Annotated in this window: 9 protein-coding genes; 5 read left to right on the top strand and 4 right to left on the bottom strand. The window is 72.2% G+C overall.

Annotated features, from left to right (window positions below):
* The first annotated feature begins 16 nt into the window (after nucleotides 1-16).
* Together gltB and AB0E67_RS06980 are read left to right on the top strand one after the other, a co-directional pair.
* Complete coding sequence (gene gltB / locus AB0E67_RS06985) at nucleotides 17-4,657, top strand: glutamate synthase large subunit (protein ID WP_362022028.1); 4,641 nt, start codon at nucleotides 17-19, stop codon at nucleotides 4,655-4,657.
* Nucleotides 4,650-6,110, top strand: a complete 1,461-nt coding sequence (locus AB0E67_RS06980; protein WP_362022025.1) for a glutamate synthase subunit beta — start codon at nucleotides 4,650-4,652, stop codon at nucleotides 6,108-6,110. The genes gltB and AB0E67_RS06980 overlap by 8 nt, the downstream gene beginning before the upstream one ends.
* Before the next feature lie 226 nt (nucleotides 6,111-6,336).
* On the opposite strand, the gene AB0E67_RS06975 is transcribed toward AB0E67_RS06980, so the two are convergent.
* The gene (locus tag AB0E67_RS06975) at nucleotides 6,337-7,260 is read right to left on the bottom strand and encodes a rhomboid family intramembrane serine protease (RefSeq protein ID WP_362023532.1); all 924 of its coding nucleotides are present in this window, start codon (nucleotides 7,258-7,260) and stop codon (nucleotides 6,337-6,339) included.
* Between the two features lie 300 nt (nucleotides 7,261-7,560).
* Here AB0E67_RS06975 and AB0E67_RS06970 point away from each other — a divergent pair, with 300 nt between their 5' ends.
* Nucleotides 7,561-8,307 (top strand): VWA domain-containing protein, encoded by a 747-nt coding sequence (locus tag AB0E67_RS06970; protein ID WP_362022023.1) that lies wholly within the window; start codon nucleotides 7,561-7,563, stop codon nucleotides 8,305-8,307.
* Between the two features lie 131 nt (nucleotides 8,308-8,438).
* Nucleotides 8,439-8,945, top strand: coding sequence for a pyridoxamine 5'-phosphate oxidase family protein (locus tag AB0E67_RS06965; RefSeq protein WP_362022020.1), 507 nt, complete (start codon nucleotides 8,439-8,441; stop codon nucleotides 8,943-8,945).
* Between the two features lie 13 nt (nucleotides 8,946-8,958).
* On the opposite strand, the gene AB0E67_RS06960 is transcribed toward AB0E67_RS06965, so the two are convergent.
* Genes AB0E67_RS06960 through AB0E67_RS06950 form a run of 3 tightly spaced genes read right to left on the bottom strand, consistent with a single transcriptional unit; the run spans nucleotide 8,959 to nucleotide 12,118 of the window.
* The gene (locus tag AB0E67_RS06960; RefSeq protein ID WP_362022017.1) at nucleotides 8,959-9,990 is read right to left on the bottom strand and encodes an acyl-CoA dehydrogenase family protein; all 1,032 of its coding nucleotides are present in this window, start codon (nucleotides 9,988-9,990) and stop codon (nucleotides 8,959-8,961) included.
* On the bottom strand, nucleotides 9,990-11,135 hold the full coding sequence (locus AB0E67_RS06955) for an acyl-CoA dehydrogenase family protein (RefSeq protein ID WP_362022014.1): 1,146 nt from the start codon (nucleotides 11,133-11,135) through the stop codon (nucleotides 9,990-9,992). The genes AB0E67_RS06960 and AB0E67_RS06955 overlap by 1 nt, the downstream gene beginning before the upstream one ends.
* The gene (locus tag AB0E67_RS06950) at nucleotides 11,135-12,118 is read right to left on the bottom strand and encodes an enoyl-CoA hydratase (protein WP_362022011.1); all 984 of its coding nucleotides are present in this window, start codon (nucleotides 12,116-12,118) and stop codon (nucleotides 11,135-11,137) included. The genes AB0E67_RS06955 and AB0E67_RS06950 overlap by 1 nt, the downstream gene beginning before the upstream one ends.
* 93 nt (nucleotides 12,119-12,211) lie before the next feature.
* Between AB0E67_RS06950 and AB0E67_RS06945 the strand changes: the two genes are divergently transcribed.
* Nucleotides 12,212-12,994 carry an SDR family oxidoreductase gene (locus AB0E67_RS06945; RefSeq protein ID WP_362022008.1) on the top strand — a complete coding sequence of 261 codons (783 nt, stop codon included), beginning with the start codon at nucleotides 12,212-12,214 and terminating at the stop codon, nucleotides 12,992-12,994.
* The last annotated feature ends 13 nt before the right edge of the window (nucleotides 12,995-13,007 follow it).

Raw genomic sequence — 13,007 nt, 5'->3', positions numbered from 1 at the left:
GACGACGGGAGAGCCCATGCGTACCGACGCCTGGTCGCCCATGGACGGTCGCCCCGCCCAGCAGGGGCTGTACGACCCCCGTGACGAACACGATGCCTGCGGTGTCGGGTTCGTGGCCACCCTCACCGGTGTGGCCAGCCATGAGCTGGTCGAACAGGCGCTGACCGTACTGCGCAACCTCGAACACCGCGGTGCCACCGGATCCGAGCCCGACTCCGGCGACGGCGCCGGGATCCTGCTCCAGGTGCCGGACACCTTCCTGCGCGAGGTGGTCGCCTTCGACCTCCCCGAGGCCGGTGCGTACGCCGTCGGCATCGCCTTCCTCCCGGCGGGAGAGCCCGCCGAGGCCCTCCGGAAGCTGGAGAAGATCGCCGCCGAGGAGGGCCTGACGGTCCTCGGCCGGCGCGAGGTCCCGGTCGCTCCCGACATCCTCGGCAAGGGCGCCCGCGCCACCATGCCCGAGTTCTGCCAGTTCTTCGTCGCGGACGGCGAGTCCACCGGCATCGCTCTCGACCGCAAGGCGTTCGTGCTGCGCAAGCGCGCCGAGCGGGAGGCCGGGGTGTACTTTCCCTCGCTCTCCGCCCGGACCATCGTCTACAAGGGCATGCTCACCACCGGGCAGCTGGAGCCGTTCTTCCCCGACCTCTCCGACCGCCGTTTCGCCACCGCCGTCGCCCTGGTCCACTCGCGGTTCTCCACGAACACCTTCCCGAGCTGGCCGCTCGCCCACCCGTACCGCTTCGTCGCGCACAACGGCGAGATCAACACCGTCAAGGGCAACCGCAACTGGATGCGCGCCCGCGAGTCGCAGCTGGCCTCCGACCTGTTCGGCTCCGCCGACCGTGGGCACAGCGGCTCCGCCGACCGTGGGCACAGCGGCTCCGCCGACCACGGGCACGGTGACTCCGCGCGGCTCGACCGGATCTTCCCCGTCTGCACCCCCGACGCCTCCGACTCCGCCTCCTTCGACGAGGTCCTGGAACTGCTCCACCTCGGCGGCCGTTCGCTGCCGCACGCGGTGCTGATGATGGTCCCCGAGGCGTGGGAGAGCCCCGAGGCCACCCACACCATGGACGCCGGCCGCCGCGCCTTCTACCAGTACCACTCCACGATGATGGAGCCCTGGGACGGCCCGGCCTGTGTCACCTTCACCGACGGCACCCAGGTCGGCGCGGTCCTCGACCGCAACGGGCTGCGCCCCGGACGCTACTGGGTCACCGACGACGGACTCGTCGTGCTCTCCTCCGAGGTCGGCGTCCTGGACGTCGACCCCGCGAAGGTGGTCCGCAAGGGCCGCCTCCAGCCGGGCCGCATGTTCCTCGTCGACACGGCCGAGGGCCGCATCATCGAGGACGACGAGATCAAGGCGTCGCTGGCCGCCGAGCACCCCTACCAGGAGTGGCTGGAGGCCGGCGTCATCGAGCTCGGGGACCTCCCGGAGCGCGAGCACATCGTGCACACGCACGCCTCCGTCACCCGCCGCCAGCAGACCTTCGGCTACACCGAGGAGGAGCTGCGCGTCATCCTCGCGCCGATGGCCCGCACCGGCGGCGAGCCGCTGGGCTCCATGGGCACGGACTCGCCGATCGCCGCGCTGTCCGAGCGCCCCCGGCTGCTCTTCGACTACTTCACCCAGCTGTTCGCCCAGGTCACCAACCCGCCGCTGGACGCCATCCGCGAGGAACTCGTCACCTCGCTGCGCTCCTCGCTCGGCCCCCAGGGCAACCTCCTGGAACCGACCGCCGCGTCCTGCCGCAGCGTCACGCTGCCGTTCCCGGTGATCGACAACGACGAGCTGGCCAAGCTGATACACATCAACGCCGACGGCGACATGCCGGGCATGAAGGCCGCCACGCTCTCCGGGCTCTACCGGGTCGCCGACGGCGCCGAGGCCCTCGCGGCACGGATCGAGCGGATCTGCGCCGAGGTCGACGCCGCCATCGTGGACGGCGCCCGCCTCGTCGTCCTGTCCGACCGGCACTCCGACGCCGAGCACGCGCCGATCCCGTCGCTGCTGCTCACCTCGGCCGTCCACCACCACCTCATCCGCACCAAGCAGCGCACCCAGGTGGGGCTGCTGGTCGAGGCGGGGGACGTCCGCGAGGTCCACCACGTCGCGCTGCTGATCGGCTACGGGGCCGCCGCCGTCAACCCGTACCTGGCGATGGAGTCCGTCGAGGACCTGGTCCGCGCGGGTACGTTCATCGAGGGCGTCGAGCCCGAGAAGGCCATCCGCAACCTGATCCACGCGCTCGGCAAGGGCGTCCTGAAGGTCATGTCCAAGATGGGTGTCTCCACGGTCGCCTCCTACCGGGGCGCCCAGGTCTTCGAGGCCGTCGGCCTGGACGAGGACTTCGTGACGAAGTACTTCGACGGCACCGCCACCAAGATCGGCGGCGCGGGTCTCGACGTCGTCGCCCGCGAGGTCGCCGCCCGCCACGCCAAGGCGTACCCGGCCTCGGGCATCTCCCCCTCGCACCGCGCGCTGGAGATCGGCGGCGAGTACCAGTGGCGCCGCGAGGGCGAACCGCACCTGTTCGACCCGGAGACCGTCTTCCGCCTCCAGCACGCCACCCGCACCAAGCGCTACGACATCTTCAAGAAGTACACCGACCGCGTGAACGAGCAGTCCGAGCGCCTGATGACGCTCCGCGGCCTGTTCGCCTTCGCGTCGGACCGTGCGCCGATCCCCGTCGACGAGGTCGAGCCCGTCTCCGAGATCGTCAAGCGGTTCTCCACCGGCGCCATGTCGTACGGATCGATCTCCCGCGAGGCGCACGAGACCCTCGCCATCGCCATGAACCGGCTGGGCGGCAAGTCCAACACCGGCGAGGGCGGCGAGGACCCCGAGCGCCTCCACGACCCGGAGCGCCGCTCGGCCATCAAGCAGGTCGCCTCCGGCCGCTTCGGTGTGACCAGCGAGTACCTGGTCAACGCGGACGACATCCAGATCAAGATGGCCCAGGGGGCCAAGCCCGGCGAGGGCGGCCAGCTGCCCGGCCACAAGGTCTACCCGTGGGTCGCGAAGACCCGGCACTCGACCCCGGGCGTCGGGCTGATCTCGCCGCCGCCGCACCACGACATCTACTCCATCGAGGACCTGGCCCAGCTGATCCACGACCTCAAGAACGCCAACCCGGCGGCCCGCATCCACGTGAAGCTGGTCTCCGAGGTCGGTGTCGGAACGGTCGCCGCCGGTGTCTCCAAGGCGCACGCGGACGTCGTCCTGGTCTCCGGCCACGACGGCGGAACGGGCGCCTCCCCGCTCACCTCCCTGAAGCACGCGGGCGGCCCCTGGGAGCTCGGCCTGGCCGAGACCCAGCAGACCCTGCTGCTCAACGGCCTGCGCGACCGGATCGTCGTGCAGACCGACGGCCAGCTGAAGACCGGCCGCGACGTCGTCATCGCCGCGCTGCTGGGCGCCGAGGAGTTCGGTTTCGCGACCGCGCCGCTCGTCGTCTCCGGCTGCGTCATGATGCGCGTCTGCCACCTGGACACCTGCCCGGTCGGCATCGCCACCCAGAACCCGGTGCTGCGCGACCGCTTCTCCGGCAAGGCCGAGTACGTGGTCAACTTCTTCGAGTTCATCGCCCAGGAGGTCCGCGAACTCCTCGCCGAGCTGGGCTTCCGCTCGATCGAGGAGGCCGTCGGCCACGCCGAACTCCTCGACACCGACCGCGCGGTCAGGCACTGGAAGGCACAGGGCCTCGACCTGGCCCCCCTCTTCCACGTCCCCGAACTGCCCGAGGGCGCCGTCCGCCACCGGCGCGTCGAGCAGGACCACGGCCTCGCCAAGGCCCTCGACAACGAGCTCATCCGGCTGGCCGCCGACGCCCTCGACGCGGACAGCGCCGAGAACGCCCAGCCGGTGCGGGCCCAGCTCCCGATCCGCAACATCAACCGCACCGTCGGCACCATGCTCGGCCACGAGGTGACGAAGCGGTTCGGCGGCGGCGGGCTGCCCGAGAACACCGTCGACCTCACCTTCACCGGCTCGGCCGGCCAGTCCTTCGGCGCGTTCCTGCCCAGTGGCGTGACCCTGCGGCTGGAGGGCGACGCCAACGACTACGTCGGCAAGGGCCTCTCCGGCGGCCGGATCGTCGTCCGCCCGGACCGGAACGCCGACCACCTCGCCGAGTACTCCACCATCGCGGGCAACACCCTCGCCTACGGCGCCACCGGCGGCGAGATGTTCCTGCGCGGCCGGACCGGTGAGCGGTTCTGCGTCCGCAATTCCGGGGCCACCGTCGTCTCCGAGGGCGTGGGCGACCACGGCTGCGAGTACATGACCGGCGGCCACGCCGTGGTCCTCGGCGAGACCGGACGCAACTTCGCCGCGGGCATGTCGGGCGGTGTCGCCTACGTCGTCGACCTCGACCGCGACCACGTCAACGCCGGAAACCGCGGCGCGATCGAGGAGCTCCTCGACACCGACCGGCAGTGGCTGCACGACGTGGTGCGCCGCCATCACGAGGAGACCGGCTCCACGGTCGCCGAGAAGCTGCTCGCCGACTGGGACACCTCGGTGACCCGCTTCAGCAAGATCATCCCGTCCACCTACAAGGCCGTGCTCGCCGCCAAGGACGCCGCTGAGCTCGCCGGTCTCTCCGAGCAGGAGACCACCGAGAAGATGATGGAGGCGGCGATTCATGGCTGACCCCAAGGGCTTCCTGACCACCGGGCGCGAGGTCGCCGAGACCCGTCCCGCGGCCGAGCGCGTCAAGGACTGGAACGAGGTCTACGTCCCCGGCTCGCTGCTCCCGATCATCAGCAAGCAGGCCGGCCGCTGCATGGACTGCGGCATCCCGTTCTGCCACAACGGCTGCCCGCTCGGAAACCTCATCCCCGAGTGGAACGACTACGCCTACCGCGAGGACTGGACGGCCGCGTCCGAGCGTCTGCACGCCACGAACAACTTCCCGGAGTTCACCGGGCGGCTCTGCCCGGCGCCGTGCGAGTCGGCGTGCGTGCTCGGCATCAACCAGCCGGCCGTCACCATCAAGAACGTCGAGGTCTCCATCATCGACAAGGCGTGGGGCAACGGAGACGTCACCCCGCAGCCGCCCGAGCGGCTCTCCGGCAAGACCGTCGCCGTGATCGGTTCGGGTCCGGCGGGTCTCGCCGCAGCCCAGCAGCTGACCCGGGCCGGTCACACCGTCGCCGTCTTCGAGCGTGCGGACCGCATCGGGGGGCTCCTCCGGTACGGCATCCCCGAGTTCAAGATGGAGAAGTCGCACATCAACCGCCGCATCGAGCAGATGCGCGCGGAGGGCACCAAGTTCCGTACGGAGGTGGAGATCGGCCGCGACATCGACGCCGCGGGGCTCCGCCGCCGCTACGACGCGGTCGTCATCGCCGCCGGTGCCACCGTCTCCCGCGACCTGCCCGTCCCGGGCCGCGAGCTGAACGGTGTGCACTTCGCGATGGAATACCTGCCGCTCGCGAACAAGGTGCAGGAGGGCGACCTGACGGTCTCCCCGATCAGCGCCGAGGGCAAGCACGTCGTCGTCATCGGCGGCGGCGACACCGGCGCCGACTGCGTCGGAACCGCCCACCGCCAGGGCGCGCTGTCCGTCACCCAGCTGGAGATCATGCCGAGGCCGGGCGAGGAACGGAACACCAACCAGCCCTGGCCGACGTTCCCCATGCTCTACAAGGTCACCTCCGCGCACGAGGAGGGCGGGGAGAGGGTGTACTCCGTCTCCACCACCCACTTCGAGGGCGATGAGGACGGCAACGTCCAGGCCCTGCACCTGGTCGAGGTGGAGTTCAAGGACGGCAGGCCGGAGCCGAAGCCCGGCACCGAGCGGCGGATCCCCGCCCAGCTGGTCACCCTGGCCATGGGCTTCACCGGCACCGACCGTTCCAACGGCCTGGTCCAGCAGTTCGGCGTGGAGCTCGACGAGCGCGGCAACGTCGCGCGCGACGCGGACTTCGCCACCAACGTCGACGGGGTCTTCGTCGCCGGTGACGCGGGGCGCGGCCAGTCCCTCATCGTGTGGGCCATCGCCGAGGGCCGTTCCGCGGCGCGCGGCGTCGACCGCTACCTGACCGGTGCCAGCGCCCTGCCGGCCCCGATCCGTCCGACGGACCGCGCCCTGGCGGTCTGATCACCCCCGAGGGTGTCCCGTACGACGGCGTACGGAACCGAACGCGGCGTCCGCCTGTCCCCGACCCGGGCCATCGGCGGGCGCCGCGGCGTGCCCGGGGCGTCCGGTGCCGTACGCGGGCGTGTCCCGGGGCGGGGGCGCGGTACGTCCGGGGCGGGTGGCGCGGTGCGTCGGGGATGGCCGCCGTGCCTCGTGCGCCGCTGCCGCGAACGGGCCGCGGCCCGGCTCACTCCAGCAGCGCGGACGTCTTGAGCACCACCAGCAGCGCCAGCACGGCGAGCAGCACCACGCACGCGGCGGCCTGGACCGCCGTACGGCCCTTCGCCGGGGCGTACGCGTACGCGACCGTGACGATGCCGCCGGTCAGCAGCCCGCCCAAATGCCCCTGCCACGAGGTGAATCCGGCCGAGATCAGCATCCAGACGAGGAACCCGGCCATGAACCGGTTGACCGCCCGCATGTCGCGCCCCAGGCGACGGTTGATGACGTAGAACGCCGCCCCGAGACCGAAGACCGCGCCCGAGGCCCCCACCGCGCCGTCGAACGGCGCGATCAGATACACCAGCACCGAACCGCCCAGCGCCGACAGCAGATACAGCGCCAGATACCGGGCCCGGCCCAGCTGCTCCTCGACGACCCGGCCCAGGTTCCACAGCGCGTACATGTTGAAGACGATGTGCAGGATCCCGAAGGGCAGCGCGCCGAACGACGTCCCGGTCGGCGGGAGATGCAGGAACGCCCCGGTCAGCAGCCGGTACCACTCCCCGTCCACCACCCCGATCACGTCGAAGCCGGTGAAGTCCCCGTTCTCGTACAGGTACTGGCTCCCGTCGGGCGCGGTCAGCCCGGCACCCAGCATCGCGAACCGGTCGACGATCCCCGGACGGACCAACTCGACCAGGTAGGCGAGGACGTTGAGGCCGATCAGCACATACGTCACGAGCGGCACGGCGGTCCTCGACACCACACCGCCGAACACCGTACGGGCCTGCCGGATCGACCGCTGCCCCTCCTTCACGCACTCCACGCACTGGTGACCGACGGCCGCCTCCCGCATGCAGTCGGGGCAGATGAACCGTTCGCAGCGGACGCAGCTCACATACGTCTCGTAGGACGGATGACGGAAGCAGGTGGTGGCCGCGGCATCCACGGCGGGCTCCTCACGGTGGGCGGACATGAAGCGGCCGGTGGGGGCGGCGGCGATCAAAATAGCGAACGGCCGCCGACGGGGGTGCGCGCGGGTGTCCTAAGGACCGTCCCGCAATCCGTGGCGGATCGCTGCGCGGCGTCGGACGGGTGCATCGCCGGGCGGAGGGCCCGCGTACGGGACGCATGCGGGCCCCTCCGACTGCGTGGCGAGGTGCCGCAGCTGTCGTCGCGCGCCCGCCAGGAACCACGGGACAGCCCTTAAGCTCGGGGGTCCGGCACCACCGAGGATCGGAGCACCCGTATGGCCGACCCGTTCAGCACCGCAGGCCCGGCGATCGGTCTCCAGCGGATCGAGGAGACCGCACCCGCGCTGGTCAGCCTCTACAAGAGTGCGTCGGTCTCCCTGACGAAGCACGGCATGGGCGGGCTGCGGGCCGCTGTCTACCTCGTGCTCGACCACTCCGGCTCCATGCGCCCGTACTACCGGGACGGCAGTGTCCAGGCCCTGGCCGAGCGGGTCCTGGGCCTCTCGGCACACCTGGACGACGACGGCCGGGTTCCCGTCGTCTTCTTCTCCACCGACATCGATGCCGTCACCGACATCGCCCTCGACAACCACCGGGGCCGGATCGACGCGATAGCGGCGGGTCTGGGCCACATGGGGCTGACCAACTACCACCTGGCCATGGACACGGTCATCGACCACTACCTGGACAGCGGGTCGACCGCCCCCGCGCTGGTGGTCTTCCAGACGGACGGCGGCCCGAGCAGCAAGCACGCGGCGGAACGCTACCTCTGCAAGGCCGCCGGGCTGCCGTTGTTCTGGCAGTTCGTCGGCTTCGGCAACAGGCGCAGCAGCCAGTTCGACTTCCTGCGCAAGCTCGACGAACTGCCCGTTCCGGAGCGGCGACCCGTCGACAACGCGGGCTTCTTCCACGCCGGACGCAAGCCGAGCCGGATGCCGGACGCCGAGCTGTACGACCGGCTGATCGCCGAGTTCCCGCGCTGGCTGGCCGCCGCACGGGCCCAGGGCATCGTCAGAGAGTGACCGCCGCTCACCCCAGCAGCCGCGGACGCGTCCACCGAGAGGCGGCCCTCCGGGCGAACGCCCCGGGAATCCGGTCGAATGCCCCGGAAAAGCGGACAGAGGATGTCGGGTTTCCCGGATTTCATGTCCCCATGACATCGACCCCACGGAATTCCTGGGCGGCGTTCGAGGCCGCCCACCCCGCCTTCGCCGACACTGTTCGGACCCGCTTCGGGCTGTACCGGCACCACGTCCTGGCCACCCTCCGCAAGGACGGTGCGCCACGGGTCACCGGACTGGAGGTTGACTTCCGCTTCGGCGAGCTGCTGCTCGGCATGATGCCCGACTCGCGCAAGGCGCTGGACCTGCTGCGCGATCCGCGCTTCGCCGTGCAGGCCAATCCGGGGCCGGACGCGGAGCTGGCGGACGGCGACGTCAGGGTCTCCGGCCGCGCGGTGGAGGTGACCGACCCCGCGTTCCTGGCCCGCTTCACCGAGGAGGCGAAACCGCCGGAGCCGTTCCAGCTCTTCCGCGCGGAACTGGGCGAGGTGGTCCTGACCAACCTGGACTCCGGCGAAATGGTGCTGCGGGTGTGGCGGCCCGGGGCACCGGTGCGCACCATCCACCGGCCCGCCGACGGCACCCCGTACGAGACCTGACCGCCCGGGCCTCTCAGGCTTCTCCCGTCGCTCCCCGCGGCGCGCGGGAGGAGTCCGCGAGCCCCGCCAGCACCCGCGCCCGGCAGGCCCCCGGCGTCCCCCACGCGTCCCGCAACGGACGCGCCTTGCGCAGCCACAGCGACAGGTCGAGCTCCTGCGTGTAGCCCACCGCGCCGTGCAGTTGCAGCGCCGCGCGCGCCGCCGCGTACCCCGCCTCGCCCGCGCTCACCTTGGCCGCCGCCACCTGGGCGTCGGCGTCCGGCGCCCCCTCGGCGAGCGCGAGCGCGGCCCCGTACAGCAGCGGACGGGCGAACTCCAGCCCGGTCAGCACGTCCGCGAGCCGGTGCTTGACCGCCTGGAAGGACCCGATGGCCGTGCCGAACTGGGAACGCCGCTTCACGTGATCGACCGTGGCCGCGAGCAGCGCCTCGCCCGTGCCCAGCGCCTGCGCCGCCGTCGCGAACGCCGCCCACTGCCCGGCCCGCGCCGCCGCCCGGACCACCCCGGGCCCGGACGCCAGGACGTCTCCGCCCGGCGGGGGGCTCAGCAGCCGCCGGGCCGGGTCCGACGACGGCGAGAGCGCCCCCGGACCCGGCGCCGAGCACAACACGTCACCGGTCACCGTGAACACGGCGTCCACCGCGTCCGCGTCCAGCGCGTACGGTCCGTACCCGTCCATCCGCAACGTCGCCGACGCCGTGCCGGACGCCAGACGCGGCAGCCATTCCTTCGCCGCCGCGCCCCCCACGCCCGCCAGCAGCACCCCCGCCGCGACCGTCTCCACCACCGGCCCCGGCACCGCGTGCCGCCCCAACTCGGTGAAAGCGACGGCCAGTTCGACCGGGAGCGGCCCCACACCCCCGTACTGCTCCGGTGCCGCCAGCGCGAACACCCCGGCCTCCGCCAGGCGCGCCCACAGCGCCCGCCCCGGCCCGAAGTCCCCCGCGGCCCAGGCCCGTACCGCCGACGGGGTACCGGCCGCCGTCAGCATCGCGTCCAACGAGCGGGCGAAGTCCCGTTGCTCGTCGTCGAGGAGGAATCGCATCAGCGCCGTCCCTTCGGCAGGCCCAGCAGACGCTCGGCGATGATGTCGCGCTGGATCTCGTTGGTGCCCGCGTAGATGGGGCCGGCGAGCGAGAAGACGTATCCCTCGACCCACGCGGAGTCGGCCCGTTCCGCGTCCGGGCCCAGCAGATCGAGCGCCGTCTCGTGCAGCGCGATGTCGTACTCGGACCAGAACACCTTGTTGAGGCTCGATTCGGCGCCGACGGCCGACCCCGCCGCGAACCGTGACGCGCCCGCGCAGGTGAACAGCTGGTACGCGCGCGCCCCGATCAGCGCGTCCGCCACCCGGTCGCGCAGCGCGGAGTCCGACGGGTCGCCCCGGTCGAGCCACAGCGCGGCCAGCCGGTCCGCGGCGGCCAGGAAGCGGCCGGGGGAGCGGAGCGTCAGCCCCCGCTCGGCGCCCGTCGCCGCCATGGCGATGCGCCAGCCCTGCCCCGGCTCCCCGATGACGTCCTCGTCCGGCACGAACACCTCGTCCAGGAAGAGTTCGGCGAAGGCCGGTTTGCCGTCCAGCCTCCCGATCGGACGCACCGTCACCCCCGGCGCCGCCAGGTCGAACATCAGATACGTCAGCCCGTGGTGCGGCTTCGCGGCCCCCGGGTCCGTACGGAAGATGCCGAACGCCCGGTCCGCGAACGCCGCCCGCGAGGACCAGGTCTTCTGCCCCGACAGCAGCCAGCCGCCCTCCGTGCGCACCGCCCGCGACCGCAGCGACGCCAGGTCCGAGCCCGCCTCCGGCTCGGACCACGCCTGCGCCCAGATCACCTCGCCGCTCGCCATCGACGGCAGGATCCGGGCCCGCTGTTCCTCGGTGCCGTGGTCGAAGAGGGTCGGGGCCAGCAGATGGGTGCCGTTCTGCGAGACCCGGCCGGGGGCGCCGGCCGCGTAGTACTCCTCCTCGAAGGCCAGCCAGTGGAAGAGGCCGAGCCCCCGCCCGCCGTACGCGCGCGGCCAGGAGACGACCGACCAGCGGTCCGCGTGCAGCCGCGCCTCCCACTCCCGGTGTGCGGCGAAGCCCTCGGCGGTCTCCAGCGACGGCAGCGGCTCGTCGGGCACGTGGGCCCGCAGCCATGTCCGGGCCTCGGCCCGGAACGCCTCCTCGTCGGCGGTGTACGACAGGTCCATCAGCCCTCCGCCCCTCCCGCCGTCTCCGCCGCGCCCGCCGGTCCCCTCGTCCCCGCGGTCTCCGGCGGTTCCGTGTTCCCCGCCCGCTTCATCGAGGCGACGTCCATGCCGCCGAGCGGGTCCGCCGCCGTCTCCGCGTTGTGCGCGTGCGCCAGGTGGTGCAGCCCGAAGACCGAGTCGAGGCCGGTGTGCAGCCCTTGGAGGTCCTCGGCCTGGTTGACCGCGCGCTTGGTGAGCGCCAGCCCCAGACGCGGCATCCGCGCGATCCGGAGGGCCAGCTCCTCGGTGGCGACGGCGAGTCCGTCGCGCGCCACCACCTTGTTCACCATGCCGATCTCGTAGGCGCGGCGGGCACTCATCCGGTCGCCGGTGTACAGGAACTCCTTCGCGATCCGGGGCGGCATCACCCACGGGTGCGCGAAGTACTCGACACCGGGGATGCCCATCCGGACCACCGGATCGGCGAAGAAGGCGTCCTCGCTCGCCACGATCAGGTCACAGACCCAGGCGAGCATCAGCCCGCCCGCCACGCACGCCCCGTGGACGGCGGCGACGACCGGCTTCGGCAGTTCGCGCCAGCGCCTGCACATGCCGAGATACACCTCCGACTCACGGGCGAAGCGGCTCTCCGCGCCCGCCTTGTCGGAGTGGTCCCACCACAGCCCCGCCCGGCGCCGGAACGGCAGGTGGGCGTCGCGCCCGGGGGAGCCGATGTCGTGGCCCGCCGAGAAATGGTCCCCGGCACCGCCCAGCACGACGACCTTCACCTCGGAGTCCTCGGCGGCCCGGTAGAACGCGGCGTCCAGGGCGTAGGTCATCGCCGAGTTCTGCGCGTTGCGGTAGCGCGGGCGGTTCAGCGTCACGTACGCGACGGGGCCCCGTCGCTCGTACAGCACGACCTCGTCGGTGTCGGTGCCGGTCCGGCCGTGGGCGCCGGTGTCGGTGGGGGGACGACCGGCGGACGTGTCGTGGGCATCGGGCATCGGCTCATCCTTCCCTAACAAGTGTTTGGTAGGTTAACGTACGGGCTGGGCACCGTCGAGAACCCCGCGGACCGGGACCGAGGAGGCACGGGCGTGAGCGCACCGCAGTACGAACCCGGACACGGGCTGCTGACCGGCCGGAGCGCGGTCGTCACCGCCGCCGCGGGCACCGGAATCGGCGGCGCCACCGCCCGCAGATTCCTGGAGGAGGGCGCCCGCGTCGTCATCGGGGACGCGCACGCCCGCCGCCTCGGCGAGACGGAGCACGCCCTCGCCGAGGAGTTCGGCGCCGACCGCGTCGCCGCACTGCCCTGCGACGTCACCGACGAGGCGCAGGTCCGGGCCCTTCTCGCGCTCGCCGAACGCACCCACGGCGGACTCGACATCGTCGTCAACAACGCCGGCCTCGGCGGCACCGCGCCGCTCACCGAGATGACCGACGAGCAGTGGACCAAGGTCCTCGACGTCACCCTGAACGGCACCTTCCGCTGCACCCGGGCCGCCCTGCGCTCGCTGCGGGCGGCGGGGCACGGCGGCGTCGTCGTCAACAACGCCTCCGTCGTCGGCTGGCGCGCCCAGAGCGGCCAGGCCCACTACGCGGCGGCCAAGGCGGGCGTCATGGCGCTCACCCGGTGCGCCGCGATCGAGGCCGCCGAGTACGGCGTACGCGTCAACGCCGTCGCCCCCAGCCTCGCCATGCACCCCCACCTGGTGAAGGTCACCTCCGCCGAGCTCCTCGACGAACTGACCGCGAAGGAGGCGTTCGGCCGGTACGCCGAACCGTGGGAGGTCGCCAACGTCATCGTCTTCCTCGCCAGCGGCTACTCCTCGTACATGACGGGCGAGGTCGTCGCGGTGAGCAGCCAGCGTGCCTGAGCGGACGGCCGCC

It is taken from the genome of Streptomyces sp. NPDC032161, from assembly GCF_040636995.1.
In the GTDB taxonomy this organism is placed as follows: Bacteria; Actinomycetota; Actinomycetes; order Streptomycetales; family Streptomycetaceae; genus Streptomyces.
The sequence above is the reverse complement of the archived record's forward strand: the minus strand, read 5'-3'. Positions and strand labels throughout refer to the sequence as shown.

Bases quoted from the DNA above. Each gene is read 5' to 3' on its own strand.
- gltB (WP_362022028.1), top strand. From the start codon at position 17: ATGCGTACCGACGCCTGGTCGCCCATGGACGGTCGCCCCGCCCAGCAG.
- AB0E67_RS06980 (WP_362022025.1), top strand. From the start codon at position 4,650: ATGGCTGACCCCAAGGGCTTCCTGACCACCGGGCGCGAGGTCGCCGAG.
- AB0E67_RS06970 (WP_362022023.1), top strand. From the start codon at position 7,561: ATGGCCGACCCGTTCAGCACCGCAGGCCCGGCGATCGGTCTCCAGCGG.
- AB0E67_RS06965 (WP_362022020.1), top strand. From the start codon at position 8,439: ATGACATCGACCCCACGGAATTCCTGGGCGGCGTTCGAGGCCGCCCAC.
- AB0E67_RS06960 (WP_362022017.1), bottom strand. From the start codon at position 9,990: ATGCGATTCCTCCTCGACGACGAGCAACGGGACTTCGCCCGCTCGTTG.
- AB0E67_RS06955 (WP_362022014.1), bottom strand. From the start codon at position 11,135: ATGGACCTGTCGTACACCGCCGACGAGGAGGCGTTCCGGGCCGAGGCC.
- AB0E67_RS06950 (WP_362022011.1), bottom strand. From the start codon at position 12,118: ATGCCCGATGCCCACGACACGTCCGCCGGTCGTCCCCCCACCGACACC.